The 14,334-nt window shown below is 70.7% G+C and carries 17 protein-coding genes; 7 read left to right on the forward strand and 10 right to left on the reverse strand.

All coding sequences use genetic code 11. The features are described from left to right. Window positions 1-68 precede the first annotated feature (68 nt). The 5 genes from FB471_RS17075 to FB471_RS17095 form a co-directional block, all read right to left on the reverse strand. A complete protein-coding gene (locus FB471_RS17075; RefSeq protein WP_141999456.1) occupies window positions 69-542 on the reverse strand; it encodes a carboxypeptidase regulatory-like domain-containing protein in 474 nt (157 codons plus the stop codon). Beyond that, a complete protein-coding gene (locus tag FB471_RS17080) occupies window positions 539-1,147 on the reverse strand; it encodes an RNA polymerase sigma factor (RefSeq protein WP_141999457.1) in 609 nt (202 codons plus the stop codon). Before FB471_RS17080 ends, FB471_RS17075 begins: the two co-directional genes overlap by 4 nt. A gap of 105 nt (window positions 1,148-1,252) precedes the next feature. Beyond that, entirely contained in the window at window positions 1,253-1,621 is a 369-nt protein-coding gene (locus FB471_RS17085) for a protease inhibitor I42 family protein (RefSeq protein ID WP_141999458.1), read from the reverse strand. An 85-nt stretch (window positions 1,622-1,706) separates the two neighbouring features. Then, window positions 1,707-2,390, reverse strand: a complete 684-nt coding sequence (locus FB471_RS17090) for a hypothetical protein (protein WP_141999459.1) — start codon at window positions 2,388-2,390, stop codon at window positions 1,707-1,709. A gap of 18 nt (window positions 2,391-2,408) precedes the next feature. Continuing rightward, window positions 2,409-3,560, reverse strand: a complete 1,152-nt coding sequence (locus tag FB471_RS17095; protein WP_141999460.1) for a C1 family peptidase — start codon at window positions 3,558-3,560, stop codon at window positions 2,409-2,411. Window positions 3,561-4,015: 455 nt separating this feature from the next. On the opposite strand from FB471_RS17095, the gene FB471_RS17105 reads away from it, so the two are divergent. After that, window positions 4,016-4,933: a LysR family transcriptional regulator gene (locus tag FB471_RS17105; RefSeq protein WP_142002072.1), complete on the forward strand. Its 918-nt coding sequence runs from the start codon at window positions 4,016-4,018 to the stop codon at window positions 4,931-4,933. 168 nt (window positions 4,934-5,101) lie between these two features. Here FB471_RS17105 and FB471_RS17110 read toward each other — a convergent pair whose 3' ends face one another. Next, entirely contained in the window at window positions 5,102-6,043 is a 942-nt protein-coding gene (locus FB471_RS17110; RefSeq protein ID WP_246076447.1) for an MBL fold metallo-hydrolase, read from the reverse strand. A gap of 126 nt (window positions 6,044-6,169) precedes the next feature. On the opposite strand from FB471_RS17110, the gene FB471_RS17115 reads away from it, so the two are divergent. The 5 genes from FB471_RS17115 to FB471_RS17135 are packed head-to-tail and all read left to right on the forward strand — an operon-like array spanning window position 6,170 to window position 10,483. Beyond that, a complete protein-coding gene (locus tag FB471_RS17115; RefSeq protein WP_141999462.1) occupies window positions 6,170-6,604 on the forward strand; it encodes a DUF742 domain-containing protein in 435 nt (144 codons plus the stop codon). A 40-nt stretch (window positions 6,605-6,644) separates the two neighbouring features. Beyond that, complete coding sequence (locus tag FB471_RS17120; protein ID WP_141999463.1) at window positions 6,645-7,256, forward strand: TetR/AcrR family transcriptional regulator; 612 nt, start codon at window positions 6,645-6,647, stop codon at window positions 7,254-7,256. Next, window positions 7,249-8,880: an acyl-CoA dehydrogenase family protein gene (locus FB471_RS17125; RefSeq protein ID WP_141999464.1), complete on the forward strand. Its 1,632-nt coding sequence runs from the start codon at window positions 7,249-7,251 to the stop codon at window positions 8,878-8,880. Before FB471_RS17120 ends, FB471_RS17125 begins: the two co-directional genes overlap by 8 nt. Next, window positions 8,877-9,719, forward strand: a complete 843-nt coding sequence (locus FB471_RS17130; RefSeq protein ID WP_141999465.1) for a crotonase/enoyl-CoA hydratase family protein — start codon at window positions 8,877-8,879, stop codon at window positions 9,717-9,719. Before FB471_RS17125 ends, FB471_RS17130 begins: the two co-directional genes overlap by 4 nt. A gap of 2 nt (window positions 9,720-9,721) precedes the next feature. Next, window positions 9,722-10,483 (forward strand): crotonase/enoyl-CoA hydratase family protein, encoded by a 762-nt coding sequence (locus tag FB471_RS17135; protein WP_141999466.1) that lies wholly within the window; start codon window positions 9,722-9,724, stop codon window positions 10,481-10,483. Here the strand turns inward: FB471_RS17135 and yidC are convergent. From yidC to FB471_RS17155, 4 genes are all read right to left on the reverse strand, one after another. Further along, window positions 10,480-11,265 (reverse strand): membrane protein insertase YidC, encoded by a 786-nt coding sequence (yidC, locus tag FB471_RS17140; protein WP_141999467.1) that lies wholly within the window; start codon window positions 11,263-11,265, stop codon window positions 10,480-10,482. The genes FB471_RS17135 and yidC overlap by 4 nt on opposite strands. 67 nt (window positions 11,266-11,332) lie before the next feature. Then, entirely contained in the window at window positions 11,333-11,650 is a 318-nt protein-coding gene (locus FB471_RS17145; protein ID WP_141999468.1) for a DUF6412 domain-containing protein, read from the reverse strand. A 199-nt stretch (window positions 11,651-11,849) separates the two neighbouring features. Continuing rightward, window positions 11,850-12,581 (reverse strand): CAP domain-containing protein, encoded by a 732-nt coding sequence (locus FB471_RS17150; RefSeq protein WP_141999469.1) that lies wholly within the window; start codon window positions 12,579-12,581, stop codon window positions 11,850-11,852. A gap of 88 nt (window positions 12,582-12,669) precedes the next feature. Continuing rightward, window positions 12,670-13,131: a MarR family winged helix-turn-helix transcriptional regulator gene (locus tag FB471_RS17155; RefSeq protein ID WP_141999470.1), complete on the reverse strand. Its 462-nt coding sequence runs from the start codon at window positions 13,129-13,131 to the stop codon at window positions 12,670-12,672. Between the two features lie 292 nt (window positions 13,132-13,423). Between FB471_RS17155 and FB471_RS17160 the strand changes: the two genes are divergently transcribed. Further along, window positions 13,424-14,332 carry an FAD-dependent monooxygenase gene (locus tag FB471_RS17160; RefSeq protein ID WP_246076448.1) on the forward strand — a complete coding sequence of 303 codons (909 nt, stop codon included), beginning with the start codon at window positions 13,424-13,426 and terminating at the stop codon, window positions 14,330-14,332. Window positions 14,333-14,334 lie beyond the last annotated feature (2 nt).

Raw genomic sequence — 14,334 nt, forward strand, 5'->3', positions numbered from 1 at the left:
CTCGACGAATCGGGCACGCGCCCTATGGGAGCACACTCGTGATCGTCGAGCGTCAGCCGCCAGGGTACTTACAACACCACGGTCGGCGTAACCACGGTGCGACAGGACGTGGCGTTGCCGAGTGTCACCACGATCTGGGTGGTGCCCCTCGGGACATCGTCCAGCACGAAGCGGCCGCCCTCGTCGGCCATCGTGGACGACGATCCGTGTTCGGCCACCCGCACCTCGACGCCGTACTCCCCGGCGGGGACGAGCCACCCGTCGATCCGATGATGTCGGCCGATCTTGGTCAGATTGATCATCACGGTCAGGTCGCTCACGGTGAACGTGATCGTGCCCTCGCCGCTGCCTCGCACGCCGGCCAGCGGGTCGGCTCGTTCCCAGCGGGCGACCTCGACGTCCAGATTCTCCAGCGCGATCGCGAACTGGATCCGCTCCACCAAGTCGTCGGGCGGCGGGTCGGCCTCGACCAGCCTGCCCACGCTCGCCATCAGCTCCCGGTTATCGGGCAAGCCCGCACCGTCCGGCCCGATCTCGTTCATACGCTGCCGCCCCCTTCGATGTCCAGCAGGTCTCGCATCTTGTTCAGGCAGCGGCCCCTGGTCGGCCCGATACTGCCGGGTGGCATCCGCAGGGCTTCGGCGACCAGGCGGTACTCTGCTCGCCCCGCGAGAACGGTCAGCCGCAGCACTTCCTGGCAGTACTGCGGCAACCGAGCGAAGGCGCGCCAGATCCGGCGGTCCCGGTCGGCGCGCAATGCCTCGGCCTCCGGTGCCGGTTGTGTGCTCGGAACGGTCTCGGCGATCTCGTCGGTGAGCTGCACGGACCGGGGCTTCCCGCCGTTCACCCGCTGGCATTCCCTGCGGGTCGTGGTGATCAGCCAGGCGGCGAGTGCCCTCGGTTCCTTGACTTCGTCGAAGTGGCTGAACAACGCGAGCCACACGGTCTGTACGACGTCCTCGGCCACGTGCTGGTCGAGTCCGTTGCCCTTCGCGACATGCCACACCAGCGGGGTCAGCTCGGCGACCAACCGTTCGCGGGCGCGATGGTCCCCCGCCCGGGCCGCGTGCATACATGCCGCGTGCAGTTCATGGCCTTGCAAGCCCTCCCACGGAGGACCCGTTTCGGCGGTTCGAACATCTGTCACCGCATCCGCCCCACTTCGCGTGTCGACATCTCTTCAAGTCGGTGCCGCGAGTATTGCCAAGGTCTTGACGGAAAGGACCGCCCTGGTAGGTGCCGAATACATAAGTCACTCGTTTGGAGTAGTGATTGCGGTCGTGGTCGCGAGCAACGGGAAGGTCAGGGAGCGGCGCGGGCCGTCCTCCCACGGCCGCGCCAGCTCCGCTGCCAGGAGGTGCCGGCCGGCGCCGACGATGTCGAACGCCAGCCGGCGAACCCCACCCTGACCAGGCGGACCCTGCTCCGGGCCCGCCCGACCCCCTTTAGGGTGCCCCTGAGCCCCGATGTGCTCGTCGGCCGTCAACCGGACCCCCTCCGGCAACCGCCAACGCCACCGGTAACCGGATGAGGGAACCTCCGGGAGCCGCAGCTCCACGGCGTCCCCCACGCGCAGCTCGGTCGTCCTCCCCGCATCGACCTGCGCCAACCGGACCAGCACGGCACATTCCTTTCGAGCTCCAGGGGTGGTGGTAGCCGGCGGCCCCCTCGACTGCCGGCCACCACCAGCCTGTGGTTACGTCACCTCAGACCAGCAGTTGGTCGATCTGCCCGCTCGCGTCCTCGTGATAGTCCACGGGCAGGCCGTTGTTCTTCGCCGTCACCGCGAGCAGCAGCAGGTGGCTGTGCCCGGACTCCGAGGCGGGCGACAGCCGACGCCAGCCGGTGCCCTGCACCCACACCCACACACCGGGCGAGGCGTTGTAGGAGAACAGGTGCGTGATCACCCGGTTGCGGCTCCAGCCGTCGGTCGAGCCATGGAGGCCGTTCTGCGGCACCGGTTGCGGCACCGGCTGCGGCGGCGCCGGCTGTGGCACGGGCGGCGACGCCGGAAAAGCCGCCGGAGGGACGGTGTTGGCGTGCGGGTTCCCCTGCGGGAGGTACGCAGGGACCAGCGCCATCGGCCCGTTGTTGCCATGCGCGGCGTACATCGGCGGCACCGTGTTGGCGTGCGGGTTGCCCTGCGGGACGTACGCAGGCGGCGGGGTGTTGGCGTGCGGATTGCCCTGCGGGTCACCCTGCGGGACGTACGCGTACATCGGCGGGACCGTGTTCGCGTGCGGATTTCCCTGCGGCACGAGATCCGGTGGTGTCGGCGGGGCGGCATCCGGCTGCTCCGGGCCGGGCATCTCGAAGTAGTCCGCCTTCGCGATGTCCGGTTCCTTCTCCCGCTGCTTCGCGGACCTCTCGCTCGCCTCGTTGGCTGGCATCGTGCTCTCCCCTCGGATTTAGTACGCGATCTGGACCATGCTCAGCTCGTCGTTGTCGACGAACGGGGCAACCGGAAATCCACCGGCTCGCGCGTGGGTCAGCATCGCGAGTTTGTTCGTTGTGCTGTGCGACCCCCCGGACAGGCGCGTCCATCCCAGGTTTTCCAGGTACGCCCATCCATTGGCGTCATGCGCCGTCGCAAACAACCGCAGCGCGCGCTGCGGCGGGAGCCAGGCCCGCAGGTTCACCCCGGTGCAGCCGAGCGTGGTCGGCCGCGGATCCGGGTAGTCCTCGATGTAGGCCTCGCCGTAGGCAATTCGGAAGTAACCACGTTCACCCCAGTCCGCCCCCCACGAGTTCTTCGCGATCCAGCATCCCGCGGTGTCGTCCCACCCGACCAGCGCGACACAGTGGCCGCCACTGGTCTCCTCGGTGGTGTGTCGGTACACACCACCCGTGTAGTGGAACAGGTCGTTGTAGACGACGAGGCAAGCCGTCACCGGGCCGTAGCCGTAGATGTGATGCTTGATCGCCGCCGGGTTCCGGCCGAGGTCCACCACGTCCTCCACCTTGGCGACGCGGTTGCCCCAGTCCGGATGCAACGACCCGGAACCGTCCTCGGTGTACGGAAAGTAGTCCTCGAACGTCACGCCTTTGGACATGCTGTCGTCGAACAACTCGTCCGGCCACGAACCGGTCTGATTCGTTCGGCCGCGTTCCGCCCCGTGTCCGAAGAACAGGTGCGCCTCGGACAGGTCGAGGTTCAGTCCCGGAGCACTCCTGGTGTAAGCGGCCGTTCCCTCCAGCGCGGCGACCGTTCCGAACGCGCTGCAGGAGCCGCTTTCACCCTGGTCTTTCACCGGTGTGACGTAATCCCGGCCACTCAGGTTCCGCAGGTCGAACCGTTCGGGAAGGTTCGGCGTGGGAGCCAGCGCGGCAACGACCTCCTCACCCACGGTCCGGCGCGCGGCCTCGGCCATCCGCTGTGCCTGGTCCGCACGGGCGGTGACCTCATCGGAACTGGGCGCGGGAACCCCCAACCGGGCCACCCTGGACTCGGCCGGGAGCCTGCTCATCAGGGTCTCGCCGGCGAGCCACGGGTCCGCCAGCGCGGCGAGACCGGCGCGAACGGCCGCGATCTCCGCCGCGTGGGAACGGTCGGGGCTCATGCGTCCTCCCGATGTCGAGGTGGAAACGCCATCGACCCATATGACGCAGCTACCACCCCGTCAGATACACAACGGGTGGACTTTTTCTGAAGATTTTTTCCAACTAGGCCAATCGAGTGAGGGGTGAGTGCCACCTGCGCAGCTCGTGTTCACCCCAGGTGTCGATCAGGCTGCCGATCAAGCGCTGGCGGGACGGCTGCGCGCCACGACCCGCGTCCCACATTCGTCGATCGAACGGACCTGTGCCGAGCCACAGCAGCAGCGGGTCCACACGGTCTCACCCTCCGGTGTCCGGTGCCGGGACAGCACCCGGAACGGCCGGGCATCCGGCCAGCCACAGAACGGGCAGTTGCTCACCTCAGACCTTCCTTCCTGCTCGCTGATCTCCAGCGTGGAAGGCAAAACCCTGTGGGTCCAGGTTGGATGTTTGCACATGATCGTGAAGAATGGCCTACATGATCGACCTGCGGCGGCTTCATGTGCTGCGCGCGGTCGCGTACCACGGGACGGTGACCGCGGCGGCGCGGTCCCTGCACCTGACGCCCTCGGCGGCCTCGCAGCAGATTCGCCAGCTCGGCCGCGACCTCGGCGTGGTCCTGCTGGAACGGCACGGTCGCCGGGTCCGGCTCACCCCCACCGCGCGCACCCTGCTCAGCCACGCGGACGCGATCGAGTCGCGCTGGCAACGGGCCGAGGCCGAGTTGCTCCACACCGGCGCGGAACCGGCGGGCGTGCTGCGGATGGCCGGGTTCCCCACCGCGGTCAGCACGCTGCTCGCGCCGGTCACGGCCATCCTGCGGGACACCTGCCCCGCGCTGACCGTGCGGCTGCGCGAGGCGGAGCCCGCGGAGAGCTTCGACCTGTTGTTCGCCGGGGACACCGACCTGGCCGTGGTGGAGGCGACCCAGACCGGTCCAGCCGTGGGGGACCGGCGGTTCGACCAGCGCTCCCTGCTGGACGATCGGTACGACCTGCTGGTCCACCGGGAACACCGGTTCGCCGGGCGGAACTCGGTGGACCTGGCCGAACTGTCCGAAGAGGACTGGATCATCGGCGTGCCGGACAACACCTGCCGGGAGCACACCCTTGCCGCCTGCACCGCGGCCGGGTTCAGCCCGAACATCGCGCACGAGGCCGAGCAGTGGGACGTGGTGGCCACCCTGGTGGCCCACCGGCTCGGCGTCGCGCTGACTCCGCGGCTGCGGCAGCTGCCGCCGGACCTTCCGGTCGCCCACCTTCCGGTGACCGGGCCGACCGTGCCCTCGCGGAAGTTCCTCACCTGCACCCGCCGCGGCGGCCGGGAGCTCCCGGCCGTCGCGGCGGCGTTGCGCGAGCTGGAGGCGTACGCGCTCAGCCGCCAGCGCTCGGGCTAGGCGCCGTCGCACCGCGCCGGCCAACCGTCCACTGTGTCCAGATTGCCGGCACGACGTGGTTGCTCGGCGAACCTTCAGTGCCTGTTCCAAACTCGCGACACGGTCGGCTCGGCCGCGCGAGTTCTTCCACTCACCGTGAGCAGCTATCTCCAGCTCCGGAACAGGCTCTCAGGCACGCCGGGCGTGCGACTGCGCCATCAGGCCGAACAGGGTCACCTTGTCGGTGGCCGGGCGCTCGGGATCGAACTCCCGGTACAGCCGGTCCACGTTCGCCGCCAGCCGCTCCGGCTGCAGCCAGCCTGCGAACTCGCCGAGCTCGATATCGGCGGCGGCCGCCGGCACGTCCAGCCCCGCGTCGAACCGTCGCCGCGCCTCGTCGCGCACGAACCGCAGGTAGCGCTGGACCGCGCGCACCCCTTCGGCGTCGGTGGCCGGGCCGTGGCCGGGAATGATGTGCTCGGCGCCGAGCCCGAGGACGGTGTCGCAGGCGGCGATCCAGTTGTCCACCGGGCCAGCCCAGATCAGCGGGGTGGAGCCGATGAACAGGATGTCCCCGGTGAACACGGTGCGCGCGGACGGGACGTGCACCAGCAGGTCACCCGCGGTGTGCGCGGGCCCGACCTCGATCAGCTCCACCAGGGTGCCGCCGACGGTCAGCTCCAGCCTGCCGGTGAAGGTCTGCCCCGGCAGCCTGGCCCCGCTCTCGGCGAAGGCGAAGGCCCCGAAGGCGCGGCGCAGGTAGTCGCGCATCGGTTGCTCCAGCTCGGCCTCCGCCAGCGCGGCCAGTGCCTGCGGGGTCAGGTGGTGCATCTCCGCGACCGCCGCCTCCGCGGCGACGATGTCGACCCCGGCGGGCAGTTCGTAGTTGCCGAACCAGTGATCGCCGTCGCCGTGCGTGTTCACCGCGACCTCGATCGGAGTGTGCGCGGTCAGCGGGCTCATCCGGTCCAGCATCTGCCGGGTGAGCGGCGCGTCGAAGCAGGTGTCCACCAGCAACGCGCTGTCGGTGCCGCGGATCAGGCCGGTGTTGCTGCGGCCCCAGCCGCCGTCCGGCTGTAGGTAGGCGTGGACGTTCTCGGTGACCTCGTGCAAGCCCTTCGTGTACCCCACCGGGCCAGCTTCGCACCGGGACGGGTCAACCGGAAGGGCAGGGCTGGACACCGCAAGTAACATCGATAGTCCTCGCCGCCAACGCCGTCCGTGAGGTAACGACCCCCTGCACGCGAGGCGATCAGCATGGGTGCTCAAGGTGACTCCGAGCCGGCAGGCCCGGAACCAGCGGCGGCCGAGCACATCGGGAACATCGCGGAACCGCCCGCCGAGTCCGAGTCGGCCCGCATGCGGGCGCGCCCCTATGTGCTCACCCACGGCCGCACCCGCGCGGCCCGGCATCTCGCGATGGAGACGTTGATCGCCACCGATCCGCGGGGACCGTGGCAGGACGAACGGCTGGGCACGGAGTGCAGGGCGGTGGGGCGGCTGTGCACCGAGCCGCGCTCGGTGGCCGAGGTCGCGGCGCTGCTGTCGCTGCCGCTCGGGGTGGCCAGGGTGCTGCTCGGGGACCTGGCCGAGGCCGGGCTGATCCAGGTGCACGCCAGCCTTTCCACCCCGGACGGCCGCCCCGACCTCGACCTGATGCGCCGCGTCCTGCGCGGCCTCCGCACACTCTGACCGGTTGCATGAAGCTGCGAATCAGTGGTTCACTTCTTGCATGCCGTACCGGAGGACACCCCGGATCCAGGCGCGGCTGGACACCCAGCGCGCCGCGATCGTCGACGCCGCGACGGAGTTGCTCGCCGAGAGCGGGTACGCGGGCTGCTCGGTGGCCGCCGTGGCGGCGAAGGCCGGGGTCAGCGTCGGCAGCGTGTACCGCCACTTCCCCGGTAAGGCCGAGCTGGTGGCCGAGCTGTTCCGGGTGGTGGTCAGCCGCGAGGTGGCCGCGGTCGACGAGGCGTCCCAGCGCCCCGGCGAGATCACCGAGCGGATCGTCGCGGTGATCGAGACCTTCGCCGGCCGCGCGATGAAGGCGCCCCGCCTGGCCTACGCCCTGCTGGCCGAGCCGGTGGATGCGCCGGTCGAGGCGGAACGGCTGCGGTTCCGGCGGGCCTTCCGGGACATCGTGGCCGACCGGATCGAGGAGGGGGTCGCGGCCGGGGTGCTACCCCCGCAGGACCCGCACATCACCGCGGCCGCACTGGTCGGCGCGGCCGCCGAGGTGCTGATCGGCCCACTGACCGCGGAGAACACGGACAGCACGGACACGGCCACCATGCCCGCACTGTGCACCTTCACCTTGCGCGCACTAGGAGACGCACATGCCTAGCACTCACGAAGTCACCAACCAGGTCCCGCCGCTGACCGGGCACGACGCCGCGGCCGACCCCGCGCTGCTGGCCGCGCTGCACCGGGAGGGCGCGGGCTGGGCCGAGCCGGAACTACACGAGCTGGGCAGGCTCGCCGGCAGCGAGCAGGCGCAGGAGTGGGGCAGGCTCGCGAGCGAGAACCGCCCCGTGCTGCGCACCCACGACCGCTACGGCCACCGCGTCGACGAGGTGGAGTTCCACCCGCACTGGCACGACCTGATGCGGGTCGCGGTCGAGCACGGGCTGCACGCCGCGCCGTGGCGGCAGGACCGCGCCGGGGCGCACGTGGCCCGCGCGGCGAAGAACTACGTCTGGACGCAGACCGACCCCGGGCACATCTGCCCGATCTCGATGACCTACGCGGCGGTCCCCGCGCTGCGACACGCCCCGGAGCTCGCGGCGCGCTACGAGCCGCTGCTCGCCTCCCCGGAGTACGACTTCGGGCTGCGCGAGCCGACCGGCAAGCGCGGCCTGATCGCGGGCATGTCGATGACCGAGAAGCAGGGTGGCTCGGACGTCCGCGCGAACACCACCGACGCGCGGCCGGCGGCGGACGGCAGCTACCGGCTGGTCGGGCACAAATGGTTCACCTCGGCACCGATGTCGGACCTGTTCCTCACCCTGGCGCAGGCCCCCGGCGGCCTGTCCTGCTTCCTGCTGCCCAGGGTGCTCCCGGACGGCTCCCGTAACCCGATCCGGCTGCAGCGGCTGAAGGACAAGCTCGGCAACCACTCGAATGCCTCGGCCGAGATCGAGTACGACGGCGCCACCGGCTGGCTGGTCGGCGCGGAGGGCAAGGGCGTGCGCACCATCATCGAGATGGTGAACAAGACCCGGCTGGACTGCGCGATCGGCAGCGCGGCCGGGATGCGGCACGGGCTGGTGCAGGCGGTGCATCACGCGCGGCACCGCAAGGCCTTCGGCGAGTACCTGATCGACCAGCCGCTGATGGCGAACGTGCTGGCCGACCTCGCCGTCGAGGCGGAGGCGGCCACCACGGTCGGTATGCGGCTGGCCGGCGCCACCGATCGGGCCTGCGCGGGCGACGAGCGCGAGGAGCTGTTCGGCAGGCTCGCCCTCGCGGTGACCAAGTACTGGGTGTGCAAGCGCGCACCCGCGCATGCCGCTGAGGCGCTGGAATGCCTCGGTGGCAACGGGTACGTCGAGGAGTCCGGGATGCCGCGGCTGTACCGCGAGGCTCCGCTGATGTCCATCTGGGAGGGTTCGGGCAACGTGGCCGCGCTGGACGCGTTGCGGGCCATGGCCAAGCAACCGGAGACCATCGAGGTGTTCTTCACCGAGGTCGAGCAGGCCGCGGGCGCGGACGCCCGGCTGGACGAGGCCACCGCCCGGTTGCGCAAGGAACTGGGCGACCTGGCGGACATCCAGTTCCGGGCCCGCCGCCTGGTGGAGACCTTCGCCCTGGTGCTACAGGGCTCCCTCCTGGTGCGGCACGGCGATCCCGCGGTGGCCGACGCCTTCTGCGCCTCCCGGTTCGGCGGGGACTGGGGGATCGCCTTCGGCACCCTGCCCGCGGGCACGAGCACCGACACCATCCTGGCCAGGGCGCGGGTGGAGGCATGAGCTCCCCGGTTCGCACCGAGACCGAGGACGGGGTGCGCTCGATCGTCCTGGCCAGGCCGGAGCAGTACAACACGATCACGCCGGAACTGGGCACGGCCCTGGCCACGGCGATCGACGAGGCGGATGCCGACCCCGAGGTGCGGGTGATGCTGCTGCGCGCGGACGGTCCCGCCTTCTGCGCGGGCTACGGCCTGGACTGGTCGACCGAGTACCAGGCCACCGCGGAGGCCGAGGCCGGCTGGGACGCGGCACAGGACTACCGGATGATGTCGCGATTCGTGGACGTGTACCTGAAGCTCTGGTACGCGGCCAAACCGACGATCGCGGCCGTGCACGGCTGGTGCGTCGCGGGCGGTACGGACATGGTGCTCTGCGCGGACCTGATCGTGGCCGCGGACGGCGCCGTGTTCGGTTACCCGCCCGCGCGGGTGTGGGGCACGCCGACCACCGCGATGTGGGTGTACCGGATCGGCTTCGAGCAGGCGAAACGCTACCTGCTCACCGGGGACGAGATCCCGGCGGCGACGGCCGAGCGGATCGGCCTGATCGCCGAGCGGGTTCCGGACGAGGCGCTGCCGCGGCGATCGCTCGAGCTGGCGAAGCGGATGGCGCGGCTGCCGGGCAACCAGCTCGAGATGATCAAGCTGCTGTGCAACCAGACGGTGGAGAACATGGGCTTCGCCTCCTCCCGCACCCTCGGCACCTTCCTGGACGGCGCGGCCAGGCACACCGGTGCGGGCAGGGCGTTCGTCGCCAGGGCCACCGAGGCCGGTTTCCGGCAGGCGGTGCGGGAGCGGGACGACCCGTTCGGCGACTACGGGTCCCGGCCGAAGGAGTAGACGTGACGGTACGAGTGGAGCGGAAGGGCCCGGTCACCACGGTGATCCTGGCCGCCCCGGAGAAGCGCAACGCGGTGGACGGGCCGACCGCCGCCGCCCTTGCCGAGGCGTTCCGCGCCTTCGACGCGGACGAGGACGCCGCCGTGGCCGTGCTGCACGGCGAGGGCGGCGCGTTCTGCGCCGGCGCGGACCTCAAGGCCGTCGGCACCGCGGAGGGCAACCAGCTCACCGCGGAAGGGGACGGGCCGATGGGACCGTCCCGGATGCGGCTCGGCAAGCCGGTGGTCGCCGCGATCGCCGGCCACGCCGTGGCGGGTGGCCTGGAGCTGGCACTGTGGTGCGACCTGCGGGTGGCCGAGGAGGACGCGGTGCTCGGTGTGTTCTGTCGCCGGTGGGGCGTGCCGCTGATCGACGGCGGCACGGTGCGGCTGCCCCGGTTGATCGGGGCGAGCAGGGCGATGGACCTGATTCTCACCGGCAGGCCGGTGGACACGGCGGAGGCGCAGGCGATCGGGCTGGTCAACCGCGTCGTGCCGAAGGGTGACAGCAGGCGGGCCGCCGAGGAACTGGCCGCCGAGCTGGCCCGGTTCCCGCAGACCTGCCTGCGGCAGGACCGGCTCTCCCTGCTCGAGCAGGAGGGCCTCGCGGAGGAGGAGGCACTGGCCGCGGAGTTCCGGCACGGGATGGTGTCACTGGCCGCGGACAGCCTCGCGGGGGCGCGGCGCTTCGCCGGGGGCGAGGGCAGGCACGGCGCGTTCTCCTAGCGACGGTCGGGGCGCCGGTCCACCAGGCCGGTGAGTACGTGCTGCTGGCCGAAGGTCCACAGGTTGTTGGCCAGGAAGTACAGCAGCACCCCGATGGGCATCGGGAAGAAGGACCCGGAAACCAGCATGCCTACCGGCGCGAGATACATCATGGCCTTGCCGATCGAGGCGACCCGCGGGTTGGCCGTGGTGTCCTGCCGCCGCAGGCTCATCCGCATGGACAGGAAGGTCGCCAGCCCGGCGAGGAGCATGAGCGGCACTCCGACGGCGAGCATATGGGCCCGGTCGGTACCGATGGCGAGCAGTTCGGCCGCCGGCTGGCTGAGCCAGTTGCCGAGTTTGGCCCCGAAGAGGTCGGCGCCGAGGAAGGACTCCACCCCGGCACGATCGAACACCTGGTTGGACTGGGCGTTCGGGGTGAATCCGCGCAGCACCCAGAACAGGCTGAGAAAGGCGGGGAGCTGGACCAGTGCGGGCAGGCAACCACCGAACGGGCTGACGCCGCGGTCGGCGTGCAACCGCTGGACCTCGCGGGCGATGCGCGTCCGGTCGCCGGAGTACTTCTCCCGGATCCGCTGGATGTGGGGTGCGAGCTCCCGGGTGCGCTGGGCCGCGCGGAGCTGGCCGAGTGCCGGCCGGATCAGCAACGCGCGGATGGTGAAGACCAGGAAGACGATCGCCAGCACCCAGGCGAACCCGCTGTCCGGGCTGAGCAGGGAACCGAAGACCGTGTGCCAGAACCAGAGAACGGCCGAGACAGGGTAGAGCAGGGCATCGAACATGGGGTCACTCCGTCAGGACGAGCAGGATGTCGGACAGGCGGAAGCGACTGCCCTGCTCGGGGAGAGATCAGGCAGCCGCGCTGCCCGCTGACGGAGCTCGTGGCCGGGTGCGGCCCGGCGCGTCCGGATCACGGAGCCGGAGGAAGCCGGCCGACCGGGCGCGCTCGCGGATGCTGACGGCCCGCTGCTGGACCGGGGTGGTCGTGGGCTCCGGCCGGAGCCGCCCCGCGCGGACGACCAGCGCGGAGGCCAGCGCGGCGGCCAGCGCGGCGGCGAGGGCGAACGAGCCCGCGTCGCCCGCGGCGGGCAACGCGAGGAAGAGCACGGGCAGGAACAGCGCGAGCGCGCCGCCGACGCGCGTCCTCAGTCGCGCCTGCCGGGTCATACTTGCTCCTCCGCGGCTCCGCGCGCGTCCGCGATCGTGTCGACGGGGCGCCCGGCACGACCCAACACATGGCCACGAGGGCACGCGCCCCGCCGCCCCGACAGCGGGGCCTGCGGCCAAAGGCGCGCTCCGTGGTCACCGTGACTACCGCGAGTTGACACAAGGTGTGTCATACCGGCACTCTACCCGCGGAGGTGGCTCAGTAGCCGAAGTTCTGCGTCCAGTACCAGCCGGAGCGTTCGAGCCCGACACCGATGGTGTCCAGTGCGCAGTTCAGGATGTTCTTCCGGTGGCCGGGTGACTTCATCCACATCGACATCACCTTGCCCGCGCTGCGCGCCCCCATGGCGATGTTCTCCGCGCCCGGCTTGGGATACCCGGCGCGCCGGATGCGCTGGTCGAAGGTGACCCCCTCCGGGGTGGTGTGCGAGAAGTAGTCGCGGGCGGCCATGTCCTCGCTGTGCCCCTGCGCCGCGGCGGCCAACCGGTCGTCCGACTCCACCGGCCCGCAGCCCGCCTTCCCGCGTTCCTCGTTCACCAGTGCGACCACCTGGCCGGTCAGCGAGTCGTCCCGCAGCGCGGTCGGTTCCCGGCGCGAGCTGTCCTGCGCCGGTGCGGGCTCGGTGGAGGATGTCTCGGCCGGGGTGCTTTCGGTGGGCGTGGTCGCGGGTGTCGCGCTGCCGGTGGTGGAGCTCGGCGGGGCCGTCGGTTCGGCGGAAGTGGTCGTGCCGTCCCCCGGTGCGGAGGTGGTCCTCGCCTCGCCCGTGGCCTGGGTCCCGGCGCCCTCGCCCGCCCCCTGCGGTGCCGCGAGGTAGGCGGCATGGCGTGGCGTGTCCGCGCCGCCCGGCCCCGCGTTCGACGAAACCTCGGACAGCAGGTGACCGCCCGCGCCGAGCGCGCCGCCGAGCAGCACGCTGAGGGCCAGGAGCATGGGCTTACGATTCGGTCTCGGCGTGGACACGGTGGCGCAAACTACCACCAACGAGTGATGTCCGGAACCTACTTCGGGTGATTCGGTGCTACTGCCCAGTCAGCTTCGCGGTCGTTTGGTGAGTAATTTCCGCCGACTCGGTGATGAACTCGACGATCGACCGTAACTGATCGTCACTGTAGCGCTCGCAGAGTTCGACCAGCCCGGAAAGCAGCGACTCCCATTGCGGACCGAGGGCCGCCAACCGCTCCCGGCACAGCTCGACCAGCACCTTGCGGCGATCCTCCGGATGCGGGCCCCGGCGCACGATGCCCTTGCGTTCCAGCCGGTCGATCAGCGCGGTGACCGAAGCGGGCGCCAACCCGGAGTTGCGGGCCAACTCCTTCGGGGTCTGCGCCCCGAGCCGCTCCAGGTAGTCGATCGTCTTCGTCTCCACCGGCGAGAGACCGACCGTGTCGGCTATCGCCGTATGGAACATCACGGTCTCGGTGGACAGCAGCCTGCCCGCGTTCAGCACCTGCTCGATCAGCTCAGCTCGCGTACTTGACACGGGACCGATGATAACGAATCATTTCGTTCGACAGAACGAACTAATTTCTAAGAGATACGGTTAGGACTAATGACTCGGGCGTTGGTGCACGAGGCGTACGGCCGGACGGCCGACGGGGTGGGCGCCTTCCTCAGCCTGGCGGTGAACGGGCTGGACGCACTGGACGCGGTCGGCCTGAAGGGCCCGGTGTGGGAGCAGGGCTTCGACACCCCGGACTTCGCGTTCTTCAACGGCAACGGCAAGCGGCTCGGCGAGATCGCGGGGAAAGTCGGCGCTGGCCGATGGCACGGTGATGCGCACCGTGCTCCGCGCCGACCTGTACCGCGTGCTCAGGGACGAGGCCGAGCGGCGGGGCATCCGGGTCGAGTACGGCAAGCGGCTGACCGGGGCGAGCGACACCGGCGACGGGGTACGTGCCGAGTTCGCCGATGGCGGTCATGCCGAGGGTGACCTACTGATCGGCGCGGACGGGCTGCACTCGCGGGTGCGCGGGTTGATCGACCCCGAGGCGCCGGACCCGTGCTACCTGGGGCTGCTGAACACCGGCGGGCATGCCCGCGACGTGGCGGTGGACGGGCGGCCGGGCACCACGTACATGATCTTCGGGAAACGGTGCTTCTTCGGCTACATGCCGCATCCGGACGGCGGCGTGTGGTGGTTCGCCAACCCGCCACGGCGCACCGAGCCCGGCGGGGCCGAGCTGGACGCGATCACCGACGAGCGGTGGCGGGCGGAGCTGATCCGGCTGGCGGAGGTGGACAAGGGGCCGGCCAAGGCGATCGCCGAGGCCAGCACGCATATCTACCGGCCGTGGCCGACCTACGACGTCCCCTCGGTGCCGAACGGGCACCGGGGTCGCATGATCATCGTCGGGGACGCGGCGCACGCGACCTCGCCTGCCTCCGGGCAGGGCGCCTCCATGGCGATGGAGGACACGGTGACCCTGGCCCGCTGCCTGCGCGATGTGGACGGCACTCGGGCGGCGTTCGCGCGCTACCAGCGGCTGCGCCGGGAGCGGGTCGAGGCCATCGTGGCGCAGGGTCGGCGCAACACCGGGAACAAGACGCCCGGCCCGGTGGGCAGGCTGCTGCGGGACTTCTTCATCGCGAAGGCGTTCAAGAAGATCACCGCGAGCCCGGAGGATCCCCAGCGCTGGATGTGGGACCACCACATCGAATGGTCCGCTCCGATCGCCGCGTAGGT

The organism is Amycolatopsis cihanbeyliensis (genome assembly GCF_006715045.1).
GTDB lineage: Bacteria > Actinomycetota > Actinomycetes > Mycobacteriales > Pseudonocardiaceae > Amycolatopsis > Amycolatopsis cihanbeyliensis.